Below are 15,942 nucleotides of genomic sequence, written 5' to 3'. Positions count from 1 at the left end.
ATAAAAAACTGAACAGGCAAGAATTGAACAAAAAATAATATTGCTTTTTATTTTCACTAAAACTTAACCCTTAAAAGCAATTGTTTTAATGGTTTTCGCTAACTTTGTAACCCTTGTTCGTAAAAAATGAAGAAATTACTCAGCCTTGGTTTTTGGGAGTTTATTGCCCGAATAATTTTAAGAAACCGAATTACTATATTACTCCTTGTAGTGCTTATAACCGGACTTTTAGCTACACAATGGAAACACATCCGTTTTACACATACCGAAGCCAATCTTATCCCTGCTGACGACAAAGTAAATGTTGATTACAATAATTTCCTTGACAAATTCGGTGAAGAAGGAAACCTTATTGTTTTAGCCACAAAAGACGACCGACTTTTTACTCCTAAAGCATTCAAAGCCTGGAGCGAAATGATGTCCAGCATACAAAATCACAAAGAAGTTGATTTGGTAATTTCGGCTGACAATCTAAAAACCTTGGCGAAAAGTGACTCTGTACAATCTTTTACCCTGAACAACTTAGTTGACAAATCAAAAACTGACAACCAACAATATCTTTCTAAAGTCAAAAAAGATTTATTGGAAAACCTCCCTTTTTATGAAGGCCTGCTGTTCAATAAAAAATCGGGAGCAATCCGTTCGGCCGTTTATCTGGATAAAAAAATTGTCAATACAAAAATCCGAAAAGAATACGTTCTAGAATCATTAATCCCTGAAATAGAAAAGTTTGAAAAAACAACAGGAATAGACATTCATGCCTCGGGCATGCCTTACATACGCACACTCAATGCTAAAACCATCATAGATGAAATAGGTTTATTTATTGGAGCAGCACTTCTTGTTACCGGCTTAATATTCTTCTTTTTCTTCCGCTCTTTCAGAGCCACAACAATTTCACTTTTAGTAGTGATTATAGGCGTAATGTGGTCTTTTGGATTATTAGGTCTGTTAGGATATGAAATTACCGTTTTAACCGCATTAGTTCCAACTTTAGTAATCGTCATTGGAATTCCCAACTGTATTTTCCTGATCAATAAATACCATCAGGAATATTACAAACATGCCAATAAGGCAAAAGCACTGCAACGCGTTATTACTAAAACAGGAACGGCAACTTTAATGACAAACCTTACAACAGCTTTAGGGTTTGCCACTTTTATAGCCACAAACAATACTTTATTGGTAGAATTTGGTGTTATTACATCTATCAATATCTTAGCAATCTATATTCTTTGTATGCTGATTTTACCTGTATTTTTCAGCTACATTCCTGCTCCTATTCAAAGACACTTGGGGCATTTGGAGAGAGAATATTTAACCGCTTTCTTCAGATGGATTATAAACACTGTAAAATACAACAAAGTTGGTGTTTACACAGTTGCTGTTTGTTTATTGATTATAGGAATGATAGGTATTCACAAAATCAAAATTTCCGGAAGTATTATTGAAGACATGCCTAAAAAAACAGCATTCTTTGATGACATACGTTTCTTTGAAAAAGAATTTGACGGTGTAATGCCCTTAGAAATAATGATTGACACCAAACGCAAAAAAGGTGTTATGAAACTTTCCACTCTTAAACGTATGGAAGAGCTGGAAGAAACCATCAACGAAATTCCTGAATTATCAAAAACTCTTTCAGTAGTCAATTTGGTTAAATATTCCAAACAGGCTTACTATAACGGGAATCCTGATTTTTACGAATTACCAACCGCTCAGGAACAAGCTTTTATTTTGTCGTATGCTAAAAATGCAACGAAAAATTCAAAAGAAAATTTAATGAAAAGCTATGTGGATTCAACAGGTCAGTTTGCCCGAATCACAACTTTTATAAAAGATGAGAACGGTGAAAAAATGGACGCAATTGAAGCTCAGATCAGAGCAAAAGCAAACAAATTATTCCCTTCACCACGATATGACGTGATAATTACCGGAAAGCCATCGGTTTTCCAAAAAGGGACAAAATACCTACTTGACAACCTACTTTCATCATTATTAATGGCATTTGGGTTAACTGCAGCCTTAGTAGCCATCATGTTCCGGTCTTTTAAAATGGTACTGGTTTCAATCATTCCCAACTTACTGCCATTATTAATGACAGCAGGATTAATGGGCTTTTTAGGAATTCCTTTAAAACCGTCTACTATCCTGGTATTCGGAATTGCTTTTGGTATGTCGGTTGATGATACTTTACGTTTCCTCGCCCAATACCGGATGGAATTATCCCGCAACGACTGGAAAATTAAAAAATCGGTTTTTGCTACTTTTGATGATGCAGGAATTAGTATGTTTTACACCTCTATTGTACTGTTCTTCGGATTTTCAGTATTCATGCTTTCAAGCTTCGGCGGTACTGTAGCACTTGGTGGTTTGGTTGCTTTAACATTGAGTTTTGGAATGTTATCTAATTTGGTATTATTACCTTCATTGGTACTTTCACTAAACAAAACATTGGCCAACCAACAAGAATTACCGGAACCAATTATTGACATCCTGGAAGCAACAGATGAAGAGATTGAAGCTGTCGAAAAAAAGCAATAACTTTAAAACATGAAATTTTTCATCGTTATATTTTTTTTCATTACACCTGTTGCTAATTGTCAGGCGAACGGAACTGATTTTGCTTTTGAAGTAATATCCCGAAGTGTTACAGAAATTTTAAATACAAATGAAAAACTAAAAAAACATTCAAAAAAAGAAGTCGAAGATTTGCGTTTTTCAAAAGAATTAGCTTCCAAAATCAACACAACTTTGTACGGAAAAACAAAAAGTATACTTATTAGTAAAGAAACAGCCACGAACAAAAAGAATGATACGATTAACTATATTGTATATGATTTTATTCTGATAAAAGGAACCGATATTAAAGAACTGCAGGAAAAATCAAACTTTGGAATTAAACGAATTAGTCTGTACAAATGGCCAATTAGCTGCTCTTCCTTTTTCAATCTGGATAAAATAACCTGTGTTTGTGAAAACTCATTCACTTCAAAAGTCCTTCAAGATGATAACTTTACAAAAAGCATTATAGAAAGTACAGAATTAAGATTAAAAACATTGGTTCTGAAGAAATAAGCACAGACCGTTTAAAATTATCCGTGATTCAATTTAAATCAGAATTTACTTGAATTAATTGTTATCTTTAGCAGAAACAACAAACTTTTTATTGAAGTACCGCAACTTAAAATCAATTTTAAGCTGAAAAACCAATACACGCTTTAGATTATGAAACCTTTCATCATATCCATATTTTTTCTAGTTTTTAACTATGCAGATTGCCAGACCGGGACAAATTATGAAATAACAAACAGGACTGATTCAGGAAATATCAAAATAAATAAAAACCAAAAAAAACTTACCAGAACTGAAGAATACAATTTACGCTTTTCAAAATCTGTCGCAGCAACACTTTCGGAAGACTTTTTTGAAAATGCTGACAGAATAAACTACACTTATGAAACTGCCGTTTTAAAAAAAAGGACACCATAAATTATGTTGTCTATGATTATATTCTGAAAAAAGAAACAGGCATAAATCAGTTAAAAAAAAGCATAAACTTAGGAATTAAATATATAAACGGCTATAAAGCACCAACTACCTGCTTTGCATTTCTAAATGAAAATAAAATAACCTGCGTATGCCGATTCACCTCAGATACAGAATATTTAAATAACGAAGATTTTATCAGTTTTATCAAAGAAAATACAGAATCCCGAATAAATCAGCCAATCACCAAAACCGATTAATCATGAAACATCTTATACTATTCCTATTATTTGTTTTCAACATCAACATTGCTGATTGCCAGAATATTCAAAATCCAAAAAATAAGTATGAAATAATAAAAAGACCACAAACTGCGATAGTAAATCCTAATTTAAAATTAAAAAAACACTCAAGAAAGCAAATTGATGATATAAAATTCACCAAAGAATTGGCTTCAACTTTATCTGAAGATTTATACAGTAAAACCGATAAGATAATAATCACAGAACAAATTGCGACATTAAACAGAAAGGATACTCTCAATTATGTTGTCTATGATTTCGTTTTAAAAAAAGAAGTCAGCACAGATGAAGCAGTAAAAACTTTAAACTTTGGCATCAAACCTATTAATTCCTATGAAATGCCAATTATCTGTATTTCGTTTTTAAATGAGGATAAAATAACCTTTATCAGCAAAGGCCTTTACAAAAGTGATTTTATAAAAGACGAAGAATTCATCACTACCATTAAAGCGAATACAGAAGCAAGACTGAATGCTGCAATAAAAAATCAGCCTAGACGATAATTTTTTTCCATTTTACAGAATCAGGAAATATTATTTTCTCCGGGAGAAATCAGACCAAACAAATTCGTTAAAAACAAAACACTTATCACAAAAAATATTTTTTGACAAATAATAAGAATTCCTTGAATAGCTATTCTTTCGCTTTTCGTTCAAATCCATTATATTTGCACATTATAGTAAAAGTATTTTTAGATTTCGGTCTTCTGATTTCTAAAATCTAAATCCTAACATTTAAGATGAAACATACAAAAGTTAAAGACTTACTAAACAGCACGAAGACATTACATGAAGTAACCGCAAAAGGATGGGTAAGAACTTTTAGAAATAATCAATTCATAGCATTGAACGACGGTTCAACTATTCATAATATTCAGTGTGTGGTAGATTTCGAAAACACACCTGAAACAACATTAAAAAGAATCACAACCGGAGCTGCGATATCTGTAACTGGAGAATTGGTTGAAAGTCAGGGAGCTGGTCAGAAATATGAAATTCAGGTAAAAAAACTTGAAATTTTAGGTGACAGTGATGCTGAAAAATTCCCAATGCAACCCAAAAAACATTCATTGGAATTTTTACGTGAAAATGCACATTTACGTGTGCGTACTAATGCTTTTGGAGCCATTATGCGTGTTCGTTCGGTTTTATCATTTGCCGTACACCAATATTTCCAGCAAAAAGGATTTGTATATGTGAACACTCCTATCATTACCGGTTCTGATGCTGAAGGTGCAGGAGAAATGTTTAAAGTTACCGCTTTACCTTTTGACAATACCCCAAGAACAGAAGACGGAAAAGTAGATTATAAAAAGGACTTTTTTGGTACTGAAACCAACTTGACGGTTTCCGGGCAGCTTAATGGAGAAACTTTTGCTATGGCTTTGGGACAGATTTACACATTTGGACCGACTTTCCGTGCAGAAAATTCAAATACATCAAGACACTTAGCTGAATTCTGGATGATTGAACCGGAAGTAGCTTTCAATGATTTGGCTGACAACATGGATTTAGCTGAAGATTTCATCAAATATGTGGTGAAATACGCTGTTGACAATTGTGCAGATGATTTAAAATTCCTTGAAACTCGTTTAGCCGATGAGGAAAAACAAAAACCTCAGGCAGAACGCAGTGAAATGACTTTATTGGAAAAATTAAACTTCGTATTAGAAAACAACTTCAAACGTGTTTCTTATACTGAAGCTATCGATATTTTAAAAGATTCGACTCCAAACAAAAAGAAAAAATTCCAATTTCTTATTGATGAATGGGGAGCTGATTTACAAAGCGAACACGAGCGCTATCTTGTTGAAAAACACTTTAAATCACCGGTGATCTTATTTGACTATCCGGCAAAAATCAAAGCGTTTTACATGCGTTTAAATGATGACGGAAAAACGGTACGTGCCATGGACATTTTATTCCCGGGGATTGGTGAAATTGTAGGTGGTTCTCAAAGAGAAGAGCGTTTAGACGTATTGGTTGAAAAAATGAAAGCACTTGGTATCGATGAAGAAGAATTATGGTGGTATTTAGATACGCGCCGTTTTGGTACTGCAGTACACTCAGGCTTTGGATTAGGATTTGAACGTTTGGTATTATTCGTTACCGGTATGACAAATATCCGTGATGTAATTCCGTTCCCTAGAACACCACAAAACGCTGAATTCTAATAAATAATAGTTGATTCGTGTATTTGGTTATTTGTTCTCTCAGATTACAAATAACCAAATACACAAATAACCGAATAGTCAAAAATGTTAAAACAAAATTTAAACCTAAAATTATCTCAAAAACTTTCTCCTCAGCAAATTCAGTTGATGAAGCTGATTCAATTACCTACACAGGCTTTTGAACAACGACTGATGGAAGAAATGAATGAAAATCCAGCACTTGAAGGTGATTTGAACGAGGATGAGGAGAGGTTTGAAAAAGATGAATTTGACAACAATGACGAGTACGATGATTTTGATGACTCTGACAGTATTGATGCCAACGACATTAACATTGACGAATATTTAAGCAACGACGAAACTCCAGATTACAAAACACAAACAAGCAATTACAGTGATGATGATGAGGACAGAGACATCCCATTCGTTGCTTCTGTAAGTTTCCATCAGGATTTAATCAATCAGCTGAACACTTTTGTATTGACTGACGAACAGCGTGAAATTGCCGAATTCCTTGTTGGAAGCATTGACGATGACGGTTATTTACGCAGAAGTATTGCCGATATTGTTGACGACATGGCTTTCACTCAAGCTATTTATACAGATGAAGAAACAGTAAACAAGATACTTTGCGTAATCATTCATGAATTAGAACCTTCAGGTGTTGGTGCCCGTGATTTGCAGGAATGCCTGTTATTACAATTAAAGCATAAAACTCCAACAGAATCTGTTGAATTGGCGGTAAGTATAATTGACGAACAATTTGACGCTTTTACAAAAAAACACTACGAAAAATTACTTCAAAAATACAGCATTTCAAAAGATCAGCTTAAAAAAGCTATCGATGAAATTGAAAAACTGAATCCAAAACCAGGAGGAGCTTTTTCAGGAAGTTCAAAAATAACAGAACATATCGTTCCGGATTTTATGATTCGTATAAATGACGATGAACTGGAACTAACCCTAAACGGCAGAAATGCTCCTGAACTTCACGTATCCAAGGATTATCAGGATATGATGAAGACTTATAAGGATTCGAAAGACAAATCTAATGCACAACGTGATGCAGTTCAGTTTATCAAACAAAAACTGGATTCAGCCAAATGGTTTATAGATGCTATTAAACAACGTCAGGAGACTTTATTCGTAACTATGAATGCCATCATGCATTTTCAGCAGGAATACTTCCTTGACGGCGATGAAACTAAACTTAAACCAATGATCCTAAAAGATATTGCTGATATGATTGGTTTAGATATCTCAACCGTTTCACGTGTTGCCAACAGTAAATATGTTGACACTCCTTATGGGACAAAACTTTTAAAAGATTTTTTCAGTGAAGCGATGATGAATGATCAAGGGGAAGAAGTTTCAACCATTGAAATTAAGAAAATCCTTGAACAGGTAATAGCGGAAGAAGACAAAAACAAACCGCTTCCTGATGATCAGTTAGCTGATATTCTGAAAGAACGCGGCTACCCTATTGCACGCCGTACCGTTGCAAAATACCGTGAGCAATTAGAAATTCCTGTTGCCAGAATGCGTAAAAAGATATAGTTTGAAAAAAATACTGCCCCTTTTTTCTTATCTCTTTCATCCTATTTTTATATCGGTGTTTGCAGTATTGTATTATTTTTTGGTAACAAACGGTTATTATAATTATGAAACTGTTTATCTGTATATTATACAAACATTAATCATTACGGTATTTATCCCGATAGCATGTTTCTATTTATTGGTAACATTAAAAAAAATAGATTCGATAATGGTTACCAATGTTTCCCAGCGGAAAATACCATTGTTTGTACAAATTCTCTTATGCGTTTCATTAATTACAAAAAGCTTTACAATTACAAATCTGCCGGAATTATTCTTTTTCTTTCTGGCCAGTATTTTCAGCAGCGCTATAGCACTCGCGTTAGCTTTTGCCCATCGGAAGATTAGTCTGCATATGCTGGGAATATCCTCATTAACTGTATTTTGTATGTTTTGCAGTATTAAATTCGGATTTAAAAATATCGCATTTTTAAGCACTTTAATTGCCTTAAACGGATTTGTGGCATCTTCGCGTTTAGTCATGAAGGCACATACAAAAACCGAGCTTTTTTTAGGATATATTATAGGTGCAATACCCCAATTAATTATACTGCCGCTGGTTTACAGTATATAAAACATCAAGCCTATATTCAAGGTTCTTAACTTTCCGTCAGAACCTGAAATTAACTCTTTCTTAAAAAAATCGCTCAAGCCGTAATAGGCATAAATATTCCAGGTATTATAACCTGTAGCAATATAAACACCATATTGAAACTTATTTATATCCGGATTGTTAACTATAACAAAATCATTGGAATTATCCTTAAAACGGGAACGGCTATAAAACACATAACTCATTTTAACACCTGTATAAATTCTCCAAAATTTGTGTGATTCGAACGTAGAAGTTCTCCATCTGAATTCCAAAGGCACGTCAATAGAAGTAAAAGAAAACTTATTCTTGTCATACTCATTATCTGAAGGTATCAAACTATAATTTATAGTCCCGTCTGACTCAGATACAATAAGATTTTGCTTGAAATTAGCATAACTCAAACCAATTCCCGGGGCAATTGCAAACGTACGGTTTTTATTTATTGGAAAATCTCTTAAAAAACCCACACTCAAACCTGCCGAAAACGAATTTTGAGACACCCCTTCAGGCTTATTTTTCAATATATTATAAGTTGTACCAAAATAGAACTGATCTTCTCTATAAAGTGAATCTACAACTTCAAGATTTGGAATATCCTGTGCAAATGAGGCGAGGCAAACCGAATAAAATAAAACGATAAAAATTATTTTCATAAAAACGATACTTCGGATTAAAGATAATAAAAAATGCCTCCCGAATTCGAGAGGCATTTAAGAAACTTTTTATAATTAAGCGTGATGTAATTCTTCTTCACCCTCCAACATAGGAGTTGTTTGCGGTACGAAATCATCTTCGTGTCCAGGCTTACTGTAATCATAAGCCCAACGGTGTACTGTAGGTAATTCACCCGGCCAGTTTCCGTGAATGTGTTCAACCGGAGCTGTCCATTCCAATGTGTTCGATTTCCATGGGTTTTGTTCCGCTTTCTTACCATAGAAAATACTATAGAAGAAATTCCACATAAACACTAATTGGAAAGCCGCACCAACTAAAGCAAACATAGTAATCAAAACATTCACGTCTGCTAAATCATCAAATAACGGGAAGTTTGAGTTTGTGTAGTAACGGCGTGGTAAACCAGCCATACCGATGAAGTGCATTGGATAGAATACACCGTAAGCACAAACTGCAGTTACCCAGAAGTGAATGTAACCTAAGTTTTTGTTCATCATTCTTCCGAACATTCTTGGGAACCAGTGGTAAACACCAGCAAAGAAACCATATAATGCAGAGATACCCATTACCAAGTGGAAGTGAGCCACAACGAAATATGTATCATGAACGTTGATATCCAAAGTTGAATCCCCTAAAATAATACCTGTTAAACCTCCTGAGATGAATGTAGAAACCAATCCGATAGAGAATAACATTGCAGGGTTCAATTGTAAATTACCTTTCCATAAAGTAGTAATGTAGTTGAATGCTTTTACAGCTGATGGAATTGCAATTAACAAAGTAGTGAATGTAAATACTGATCCTAAGAATGGATTCATACCTGACATAAACATATGGTGACCCCATACGATAGTAGATAAGAAAGCAATTGCTAAGATTGAAGCAATCATCGCACGGTAACCAAAGATTGGTTTACGTGAATTAGTTGCTATAATTTCAGATGTAATACCTAAAGCAGGTAATAATACGATATATACTTCAGGGTGTCCTAAGAACCAGAATAAGTGTTCGAATAATACCGGAGATCCACCTTGATAGTGTAAAACTTCACCAGAGATAAAAATATCCGACAAGAAGAAAGAAGTACCAAAACTTCTATCCATAATCAACATTAATGCTGCTGATAATAATACCGGGAACGATACGATACCAATGATAGCAGTTACAAAGAAAGCCCATACAGTAAGCGGCAATCTTGTCATTGACATACCTTTAGTTCTTAAGTTGATAACCGTTACAACATAGTTTAATGAACCCATCAAAGACGAAGCGATGAAGATAGCCATTGAAACCAACCATAAAGTCATACCAGTACCTGAACCAGGAATAGCCTGTGGTAAAGCAGATAATGGCGGATAAATTGTCCAACCGGCAGATGCAGGTCCTGACTCAACGAATAATGAACTGATCATTACTACAGAAGACAAGAAAAACAACCAGTAAGAAATCATATTCATGAATCCAGAAGCCATATCTCTTGCACCAATCTGCAATGGAATTAATAAGTTACTGAAAGTACCACTTAAACCTGCAGTCAATACAAAGAATACCATGATAGTACCGTGAATTGTAACTAACGCAAGATAAATATCATTACGCATAACTCCTCCCGGAGCCATTTTTTCACCTAACAAGAATTTAAAAATCCCGAAAGATTCCTCAGGCCATGCAATCTGCATTCTGAAAAGTAATGACATTACAACCCCAACGATTCCCATAAGAATACCTGTAATAAGGTATTGCTTCGCAATCATTTTGTGGTCAATACTAAAAATATATTTAGTAATAAAGGTATCTTTATGGTGGTGTGCGTGATCGTGATCGTGTGCGTGATCGTGGTCATGTCCTGCTGCTCCCATATATATCTATTTAATTTTAATTTCTAATTAATTACTTCTTAACAGTTGTAGAATCTACAGCTTCAGCAACTACAGTTGTATCCGCTTTCTTTTCAGCCGGAGCTTCAGTTTTAGGATTTGCTTCTGCTGCTTTAGCATCTTTATCAGCTTTAACAGCCGCTACAATAGTTCCTTTCTCTTTTAACCAAGATTGAAATTGCTCAGGAGTATCAACAACGATTTTCATCTGCATGTTGAAGTGAGAAGCTCCACAAATTTTATTACATAATAATAAATAATCAAAAGTATAAGGATCTAAAGCTGCTTTACCAGCTGCTAATAACTCAGCCGTCTTTTTAGCTCTGATTTTATTGATGTTCGCAACTTTCTCAACAATTTTAGGATCCTGACGCATTTCGTCAGTAGTCATAGTAGGTCTGAATGCAAACTCAGTAACCATACCAGGCACACAGTTCATCTGTGCTCTGAAGTGAGGCATATAAGCTGAGTGGATGATATCCTGTGAACGCATTTTGAACAATACTTTTTTACCTTTAGGAATATGCAGTTCAGTTACTGCAATATCGTCCTGTGCATTTGGATCATTAACATCAACACCTAAAGTGTTCACGCCTTCAATTAAACGTACGTTGGCTTTACCTAACACGTTATCTTTACCAGCGTAACGTGCTTCCCAGCTAAATTGCTTAGCGTATAATTCAACCACCATTACATCTTCTTTATCTTCATCAACAAACATAATGTTTGTCCATGTATAAAGACCGTAAAGGATCAAACCGGCTAAAACAACCACAGGTATAATAGTCCAGATAAACTCTAATTTATCATTATCAGCATAGTACAATGCCTTTCTTCCTTTTTCACCACGGTATTTGTAAGCAAAATAGTGTAATAATACCTGAGTAATCCCCTGCACAAGGAAAATGATACCGAATGAAATATTCATTAAGTTATCATAATCAGGACCATGCTCAGAAGCCGGAGTACCTAATGCTAAATGTCCCCATTTTAATAATCCGTAGATCATGAAAATGTAAAGGAATGCAAGAAAACCAAACATTAAATATCCTTGAACATTATTATCATTATCGGTAGCAATTTGTGAATCATCACTTTTTCCACCCACTTGAGTTAAGTCGAAAATTTTAGTCATTTGCCAGATAGCAATCGATAATAAGACTAAAACTATAAGAACCAACAAAGTTGTCATCTGTTTTCTTGTTTAAATATTAATAATGAAAATGTTTACTTTCCTCTATATATGGATTTCCTTTAGCTAATAAAGGCACTTTTGTTAAAGCAGTAAATACAACAAAGATAAATAAACCTGCAAAGAACGCTACTGAACCAATCTCAGCTGCACCAATGAACCATTGATCACCTACAGTTGCAGGGAAAATCATATTGTGAAAATCTAAATAGTGACCACATAAGATTATGATACCAGCCATTGTGATAATCCAAGGCACACGTTTGAAATCAGTGTTGATCAAAATTAATATTGGGAATACGAAGTTCATCACTACCATACCAAAGAATGGCAGGTTATAGTGCTCGATTCTCATTTTGAAATAAGTAACCTCTTCCGGGATATTAGAATACCACATTAACATGAATTGAGAGAACCATAAATATGTCCAGAATACTGAAATACCAAACATAAATTTAGCTAAATCATGGAAGTGGCTGTTATTAACAAAATCTAAATAACCGTTAGATTTTAAGTACAATGTAATTAAGGCAATAGTAGTAATACCGCTTACAAAGAAACTTGCAAATACATACCATCCAAATAAAGTAGAGAACCAGTGAGGATCAACTGACATAATCCAGTCCCAAGACATCATAGACTCAGATACAAGGAAGAAAGCCAGGAACGCCGCAGATGCTTTGAAATTCTTTTTATAGTATGATAAATCGTTTGTTTCATCCAAAGCTATTGAATTTTTACGAGTGTACATTCTGTAAAGAATCCATCCTCCTAAGAAAATAGCCGCTCTGATCAAGAAGAATGGAACATTTAAATAACCTGATTTCCCTTGAATCAAATGATCTTCAGCTACTACTGCAGGATCCATCCAAATGAATAAGTGATTCATATGTACTCCTGAAAGTACTAACAACACAAACACAATGATACCACCTGGTACCAAATAAGCTGTGATAGCTTCCATAACTCTGAACAATGCCGGAGACCATCCTGCCTGGGCTGCCCATTGGATAGCATAGAATGCTAAAACACCTAAAGAAATCAAGAAAATGAATAAAGCTCCAACATATAATGCTGACCAAGGCTTATTCTGCAATTGATGAAATACATGCTCAACATGTTCTTTATGCTCATCATGAGAAGCAACAGTTTCGTGTCCTTCTGCATGAGCAGTTGCTTTAGTTTCGTGTTTAACTTCTTCGTGAGAAGCAACTTCAGTGTGCGCTTCTTCCACATCTTTAGCCACAGAATCCAATCCGTGTGCTAATGCAGCAGCAGAATCTTTAACTTCTGTATTTTCTGCATGTTTTTCTTCTGCATGAGCAGGCGCAGCTTCATGCTTAGCCTCTTCATGGGCAGTTGCTGCTTCATGGTGTCCGCCATGAGCATCAGCTGCTAATATTTTTTCAACGTCCTCAGTAGTCTTAGGTGCAGTGAAAAAACCATACCCTATTCCTAAAAGACCTAATGCCATTAGGATAAACGATAAGGTTCTTAATTTGCTTGAAAATGTATACATAACTAAATCGCGTATTTTATTATTTTAATTCAGATTTAAGTTTCATAACGTACTCTGCCACTTGCCATCTTTCTTTTTTAGTCAATTGATTAGCATGTGAGCCCATAGCGTTCAACCCGTAAGTTTCAACATGAAACACACTACCAATAGTGATAGCACGGTCTTTATAACTAGGTACACCTAAGAACTTTTCTCTTTGAACTAACTTTCCTTTAGCGTCTCCTTTTTCACCATGGCAGGAAATACAATAGATATTGTACAATTCTTTACCCATTTCGATATTTACAGATGAAGAATCCAAAGGTGAACTCATTCCCTTTGACGCTTCATATCCTTCAGGAGTATTTGGTAATTCATAAGGAACAAAACCTCTCTTTATACTACCCTGAGCAGGTAACTGTCCTTCTTTACCATTTTTGAAAGCATTTGATTCTGAATAAGTTTCATATGCAACCGATTCATACATGTTTGGAAAAAACTGATAGTTCGGTTTATCATCACTTTTACATGAAAACAGTAATGAAGATAACCCCATTAAAGCTGTTAATGAATATACTACTCTTCTCATAATCTTATTAATGCTTTTCAACTACTTTAACTTCAACAGCTCCGGTATTTTGGAAAAAAGAAGTCAATTCGTCTTCATTATTATTAACAGCTACTTCCATAAGGAAATGGTCGTCTGTTGTACGTAAATCAGGATTTTCAGCTTTTTTGAATGGCCATAATTTACTTCTCATATAAAAAGTAATAACCATTAAGTGTGCTGCAAAGAACACAGTTTCTTCAAACATTACCGGTACAAAAGCAGGCATGTTTTGAATGTAACTAAAACTTGGTTTACCCCCGATATCCTGAGGCCAGTCACTAATCATGATATTGTTCAATAACCATGTAGCGAACGCTAAACCAGTACACCCGTATAAAAATGCAGCAATTGCGATTCTTGTAGGTGCTAACCCCATAGCTTTGTCAAGACCATGAACAGGAAATGGAGTGTAAATTTCTTCGATGTGGTGGTGTGCTTTACGGGTTGCTTTTACAGCATCCATTAACACATCATCATCAGTATATAGTGCATGTATAACTTTATGACTCATGACTTATTAGTGATTATCGTGATTATGACCGTTTTTTTCTCTTTCTGCTTTGTAATTATCCGCAGATGTTTTCAAGATGGTTTTAACCTCTGCCTGAGCAACAACCGGGAATGTTCTTGAATATAATAAGAACAATACAAAGAAGAATCCTATTGTACCAACAAAGATACCTATATCAACAAATGTAGGAGAGAACATTGTCCATGAAGATGGTAAGTAATCACGGTGTAACGATGTTACGATGATTACGAAACGCTCAAACCACATTCCTATATTTACAACAATCGAAATAATGAATGAGAACATGATACTGGTTCTTAATTTCTTGAACCACATGAACTGCGGAGAGAAAACGTTACAAGTCATCATCGCCCAGTATGACCACCAGTAAGGACCTGTTGCACGGTTTAAGAAAGCATATTGCTCATACTCTACTCCTGAATACCAAGCTACGAATAACTCAGTAATATAAGCACATCCTACTAATGAACCTGTAATCATGATGATGATGTTCATCAATTCGATATGCTGAATAGTGATATAATCTTCTAAGTTAGAAACTTTTCTCATGATGATAAGTAAAGTATTTACCATCGCGAATCCTGAGAAAATCGCTCCCGCAACGAAGTACGGAGGAAGAATTGTTGTATGCCATCCAGGAATAACTGAAGTAGCGAAGTCAAATGATACAATCGTGTGTACAGAAAGTACAAGCGGCGTTGCCAAACCAGCCAATACAAGAGAAACCTCTTCAAAACGCTGCCAGTCTTTAGCTCTACCAGACCATCCGAAAGACAGTATTGAATAGATACGTTTAGTAAACGGAGTTACAGCTCTATCACGTAACATTGCAAAGTCAGGTAATAAACCAGTCCACCAGAAAACCAACGATACTGATAAATACGTAGAGATCGCGAATACGTCCCAAAGTAACGGTGAGTTAAAGTTCACCCATAATGATCCGAACTGATTCGGAACCGGTAATACCCAGTAACCTAACCAAGGACGACCCATGTGAATAATTGGGAATAAACCTGCCTGAACAACTGAGAAAATTGTCATCGCCTCAGCAGAACGGTTAATAGCCATTCTCCATTTTTGACGGAATAACAATAATACTGCAGAAATCAGGGTTCCGGCGTGACCGATACCTACCCACCAAACGAAGTTAGTGATATCCCAAGCCCAGCCTACTGTTTTATTTAATCCCCATGTTCCAATACCTTCGGTAATTGTGTATAGCATACAACTTGCTCCCCAAAGGAACATAGCTAAAGCAATATAAAATACTGTCCACCATTGTTTATTAGCTTTTCCTTCTACTGGACGAGCTACATCTACCGTTACATCATGGTAGCTTTTGCTTCCAAGTACTAAAGGCTTTCTGATAGGTGCTTCGTAATGAGACGACATAATCCTTTATC

Annotated in this window: 14 protein-coding genes; 6 read left to right on the top strand and 8 right to left on the bottom strand. The window is 35.2% G+C overall.

The window, feature by feature from the left end; translation table 11 throughout:
• The first annotated feature begins 126 nt into the window (after positions 1 to 126).
• The 6 genes from EZM65_RS06840 to rpoN all read left to right on the top strand — a co-directional run bounded on the left by EZM65_RS06840 (position 127) and on the right by rpoN (position 7,521).
• Positions 127 to 2,544: an RND family transporter gene (locus EZM65_RS06840; RefSeq protein ID WP_136667810.1), complete on the top strand. Its 2,418-nt coding sequence runs from the start codon at positions 127 to 129 to the stop codon at positions 2,542 to 2,544.
• A 9-nt stretch (positions 2,545 to 2,553) separates the two neighbouring features.
• Positions 2,554 to 3,078, top strand: coding sequence for a hypothetical protein (locus tag EZM65_RS06835; RefSeq protein WP_136667809.1), 525 nt, complete (start codon positions 2,554 to 2,556; stop codon positions 3,076 to 3,078).
• A 150-nt stretch (positions 3,079 to 3,228) separates the two neighbouring features.
• Complete coding sequence (locus tag EZM65_RS06830) at positions 3,229 to 3,492, top strand: hypothetical protein (protein ID WP_136667808.1); 264 nt, start codon at positions 3,229 to 3,231, stop codon at positions 3,490 to 3,492.
• A gap of 259 nt (positions 3,493 to 3,751) precedes the next feature.
• Positions 3,752 to 4,294: a hypothetical protein gene (locus tag EZM65_RS06825; RefSeq protein WP_136667807.1), complete on the top strand. Its 543-nt coding sequence runs from the start codon at positions 3,752 to 3,754 to the stop codon at positions 4,292 to 4,294.
• A 236-nt stretch (positions 4,295 to 4,530) separates the two neighbouring features.
• The gene (gene asnS / locus EZM65_RS06820; RefSeq protein ID WP_136667806.1) at positions 4,531 to 5,964 is read left to right on the top strand and encodes an asparagine--tRNA ligase; all 1,434 of its coding nucleotides are present in this window, start codon (positions 4,531 to 4,533) and stop codon (positions 5,962 to 5,964) included.
• An 84-nt stretch (positions 5,965 to 6,048) separates the two neighbouring features.
• On the top strand, positions 6,049 to 7,521 hold the full coding sequence (gene rpoN, locus EZM65_RS06815) for an RNA polymerase factor sigma-54 (protein WP_136667805.1): 1,473 nt from the start codon (positions 6,049 to 6,051) through the stop codon (positions 7,519 to 7,521).
• 171 nt (positions 7,522 to 7,692) lie between these two features.
• On the opposite strand, the gene EZM65_RS15490 is transcribed toward rpoN, so the two are convergent.
• The 8 genes from EZM65_RS15490 to nrfD form a co-directional block, all read right to left on the bottom strand.
• Positions 7,693 to 8,043 (bottom strand): hypothetical protein, encoded by a 351-nt coding sequence (locus tag EZM65_RS15490; protein ID WP_169051660.1) that lies wholly within the window; start codon positions 8,041 to 8,043, stop codon positions 7,693 to 7,695.
• A gap of 78 nt (positions 8,044 to 8,121) precedes the next feature.
• Positions 8,122 to 8,808, bottom strand: a complete 687-nt coding sequence (locus tag EZM65_RS06805; RefSeq protein ID WP_136667803.1) for a porin family protein — start codon at positions 8,806 to 8,808, stop codon at positions 8,122 to 8,124.
• Positions 8,809 to 8,883: 75 nt separating this feature from the next.
• On the bottom strand, positions 8,884 to 10,689 hold the full coding sequence (locus EZM65_RS06800) for a cbb3-type cytochrome c oxidase subunit I (protein WP_136667802.1): 1,806 nt from the start codon (positions 10,687 to 10,689) through the stop codon (positions 8,884 to 8,886).
• A gap of 31 nt (positions 10,690 to 10,720) precedes the next feature.
• Positions 10,721 to 11,899 carry a cytochrome c oxidase subunit II gene (locus EZM65_RS06795; RefSeq protein ID WP_136667801.1) on the bottom strand — a complete coding sequence of 393 codons (1,179 nt, stop codon included), beginning with the start codon at positions 11,897 to 11,899 and terminating at the stop codon, positions 10,721 to 10,723.
• A 19-nt stretch (positions 11,900 to 11,918) separates the two neighbouring features.
• The gene (locus EZM65_RS06790) at positions 11,919 to 13,418 is read right to left on the bottom strand and encodes a quinol:cytochrome C oxidoreductase (protein ID WP_136667800.1); all 1,500 of its coding nucleotides are present in this window, start codon (positions 13,416 to 13,418) and stop codon (positions 11,919 to 11,921) included.
• Between the two features lie 19 nt (positions 13,419 to 13,437).
• Positions 13,438 to 13,986, bottom strand: a complete 549-nt coding sequence (locus EZM65_RS06785; RefSeq protein WP_136667799.1) for a cytochrome c — start codon at positions 13,984 to 13,986, stop codon at positions 13,438 to 13,440.
• A gap of 7 nt (positions 13,987 to 13,993) precedes the next feature.
• The gene (locus tag EZM65_RS06780) at positions 13,994 to 14,518 is read right to left on the bottom strand and encodes a DUF3341 domain-containing protein (RefSeq protein ID WP_136667798.1); all 525 of its coding nucleotides are present in this window, start codon (positions 14,516 to 14,518) and stop codon (positions 13,994 to 13,996) included.
• A 6-nt stretch (positions 14,519 to 14,524) separates the two neighbouring features.
• Positions 14,525 to 15,931 carry an NrfD/PsrC family molybdoenzyme membrane anchor subunit gene (nrfD, locus tag EZM65_RS06775; RefSeq protein ID WP_136667797.1) on the bottom strand — a complete coding sequence of 469 codons (1,407 nt, stop codon included), beginning with the start codon at positions 15,929 to 15,931 and terminating at the stop codon, positions 14,525 to 14,527.
• Positions 15,932 to 15,942 lie beyond the last annotated feature (11 nt).

The organism is Flavobacterium sp. H122, from assembly GCF_004959765.1.
Lineage (GTDB): Bacteria > Bacteroidota > Bacteroidia > Flavobacteriales > Flavobacteriaceae > Flavobacterium.
This window is presented reverse-complemented; position numbering and strand designations above follow the sequence as displayed.

Bases quoted from the DNA above. Each gene is read 5' to 3' on its own strand.
- EZM65_RS06840 (WP_136667810.1), top strand. From the start codon at position 127: ATGAAGAAATTACTCAGCCTTGGTTTTTGGGAGTTTATTGCCCGAATA.
- EZM65_RS06835 (WP_136667809.1), top strand. From the start codon at position 2,554: ATGAAATTTTTCATCGTTATATTTTTTTTCATTACACCTGTTGCTAAT.
- EZM65_RS06830 (WP_136667808.1), top strand. From the start codon at position 3,229: ATGAAACCTTTCATCATATCCATATTTTTTCTAGTTTTTAACTATGCA.
- EZM65_RS06825 (WP_136667807.1), top strand. From the start codon at position 3,752: ATGAAACATCTTATACTATTCCTATTATTTGTTTTCAACATCAACATT.
- asnS (WP_136667806.1), top strand. From the start codon at position 4,531: ATGAAACATACAAAAGTTAAAGACTTACTAAACAGCACGAAGACATTA.
- rpoN (WP_136667805.1), top strand. From the start codon at position 6,049: ATGTTAAAACAAAATTTAAACCTAAAATTATCTCAAAAACTTTCTCCT.
- EZM65_RS15490 (WP_169051660.1), bottom strand. From the start codon at position 8,043: ATGACTAAACGCGAAGATGCCACAAATCCGTTTAAGGCAATTAAAGTG.
- EZM65_RS06805 (WP_136667803.1), bottom strand. From the start codon at position 8,808: ATGAAAATAATTTTTATCGTTTTATTTTATTCGGTTTGCCTCGCCTCA.
- EZM65_RS06800 (WP_136667802.1), bottom strand. From the start codon at position 10,689: ATGGGAGCAGCAGGACATGACCACGATCACGCACACGATCACGATCAC.
- EZM65_RS06795 (WP_136667801.1), bottom strand. From the start codon at position 11,899: ATGACAACTTTGTTGGTTCTTATAGTTTTAGTCTTATTATCGATTGCT.
- EZM65_RS06790 (WP_136667800.1), bottom strand. From the start codon at position 13,418: ATGTATACATTTTCAAGCAAATTAAGAACCTTATCGTTTATCCTAATG.
- EZM65_RS06785 (WP_136667799.1), bottom strand. From the start codon at position 13,986: ATGAGAAGAGTAGTATATTCATTAACAGCTTTAATGGGGTTATCTTCA.
- EZM65_RS06780 (WP_136667798.1), bottom strand. From the start codon at position 14,518: ATGAGTCATAAAGTTATACATGCACTATATACTGATGATGATGTGTTA.
- nrfD (WP_136667797.1), bottom strand. From the start codon at position 15,931: ATGTCGTCTCATTACGAAGCACCTATCAGAAAGCCTTTAGTACTTGGA.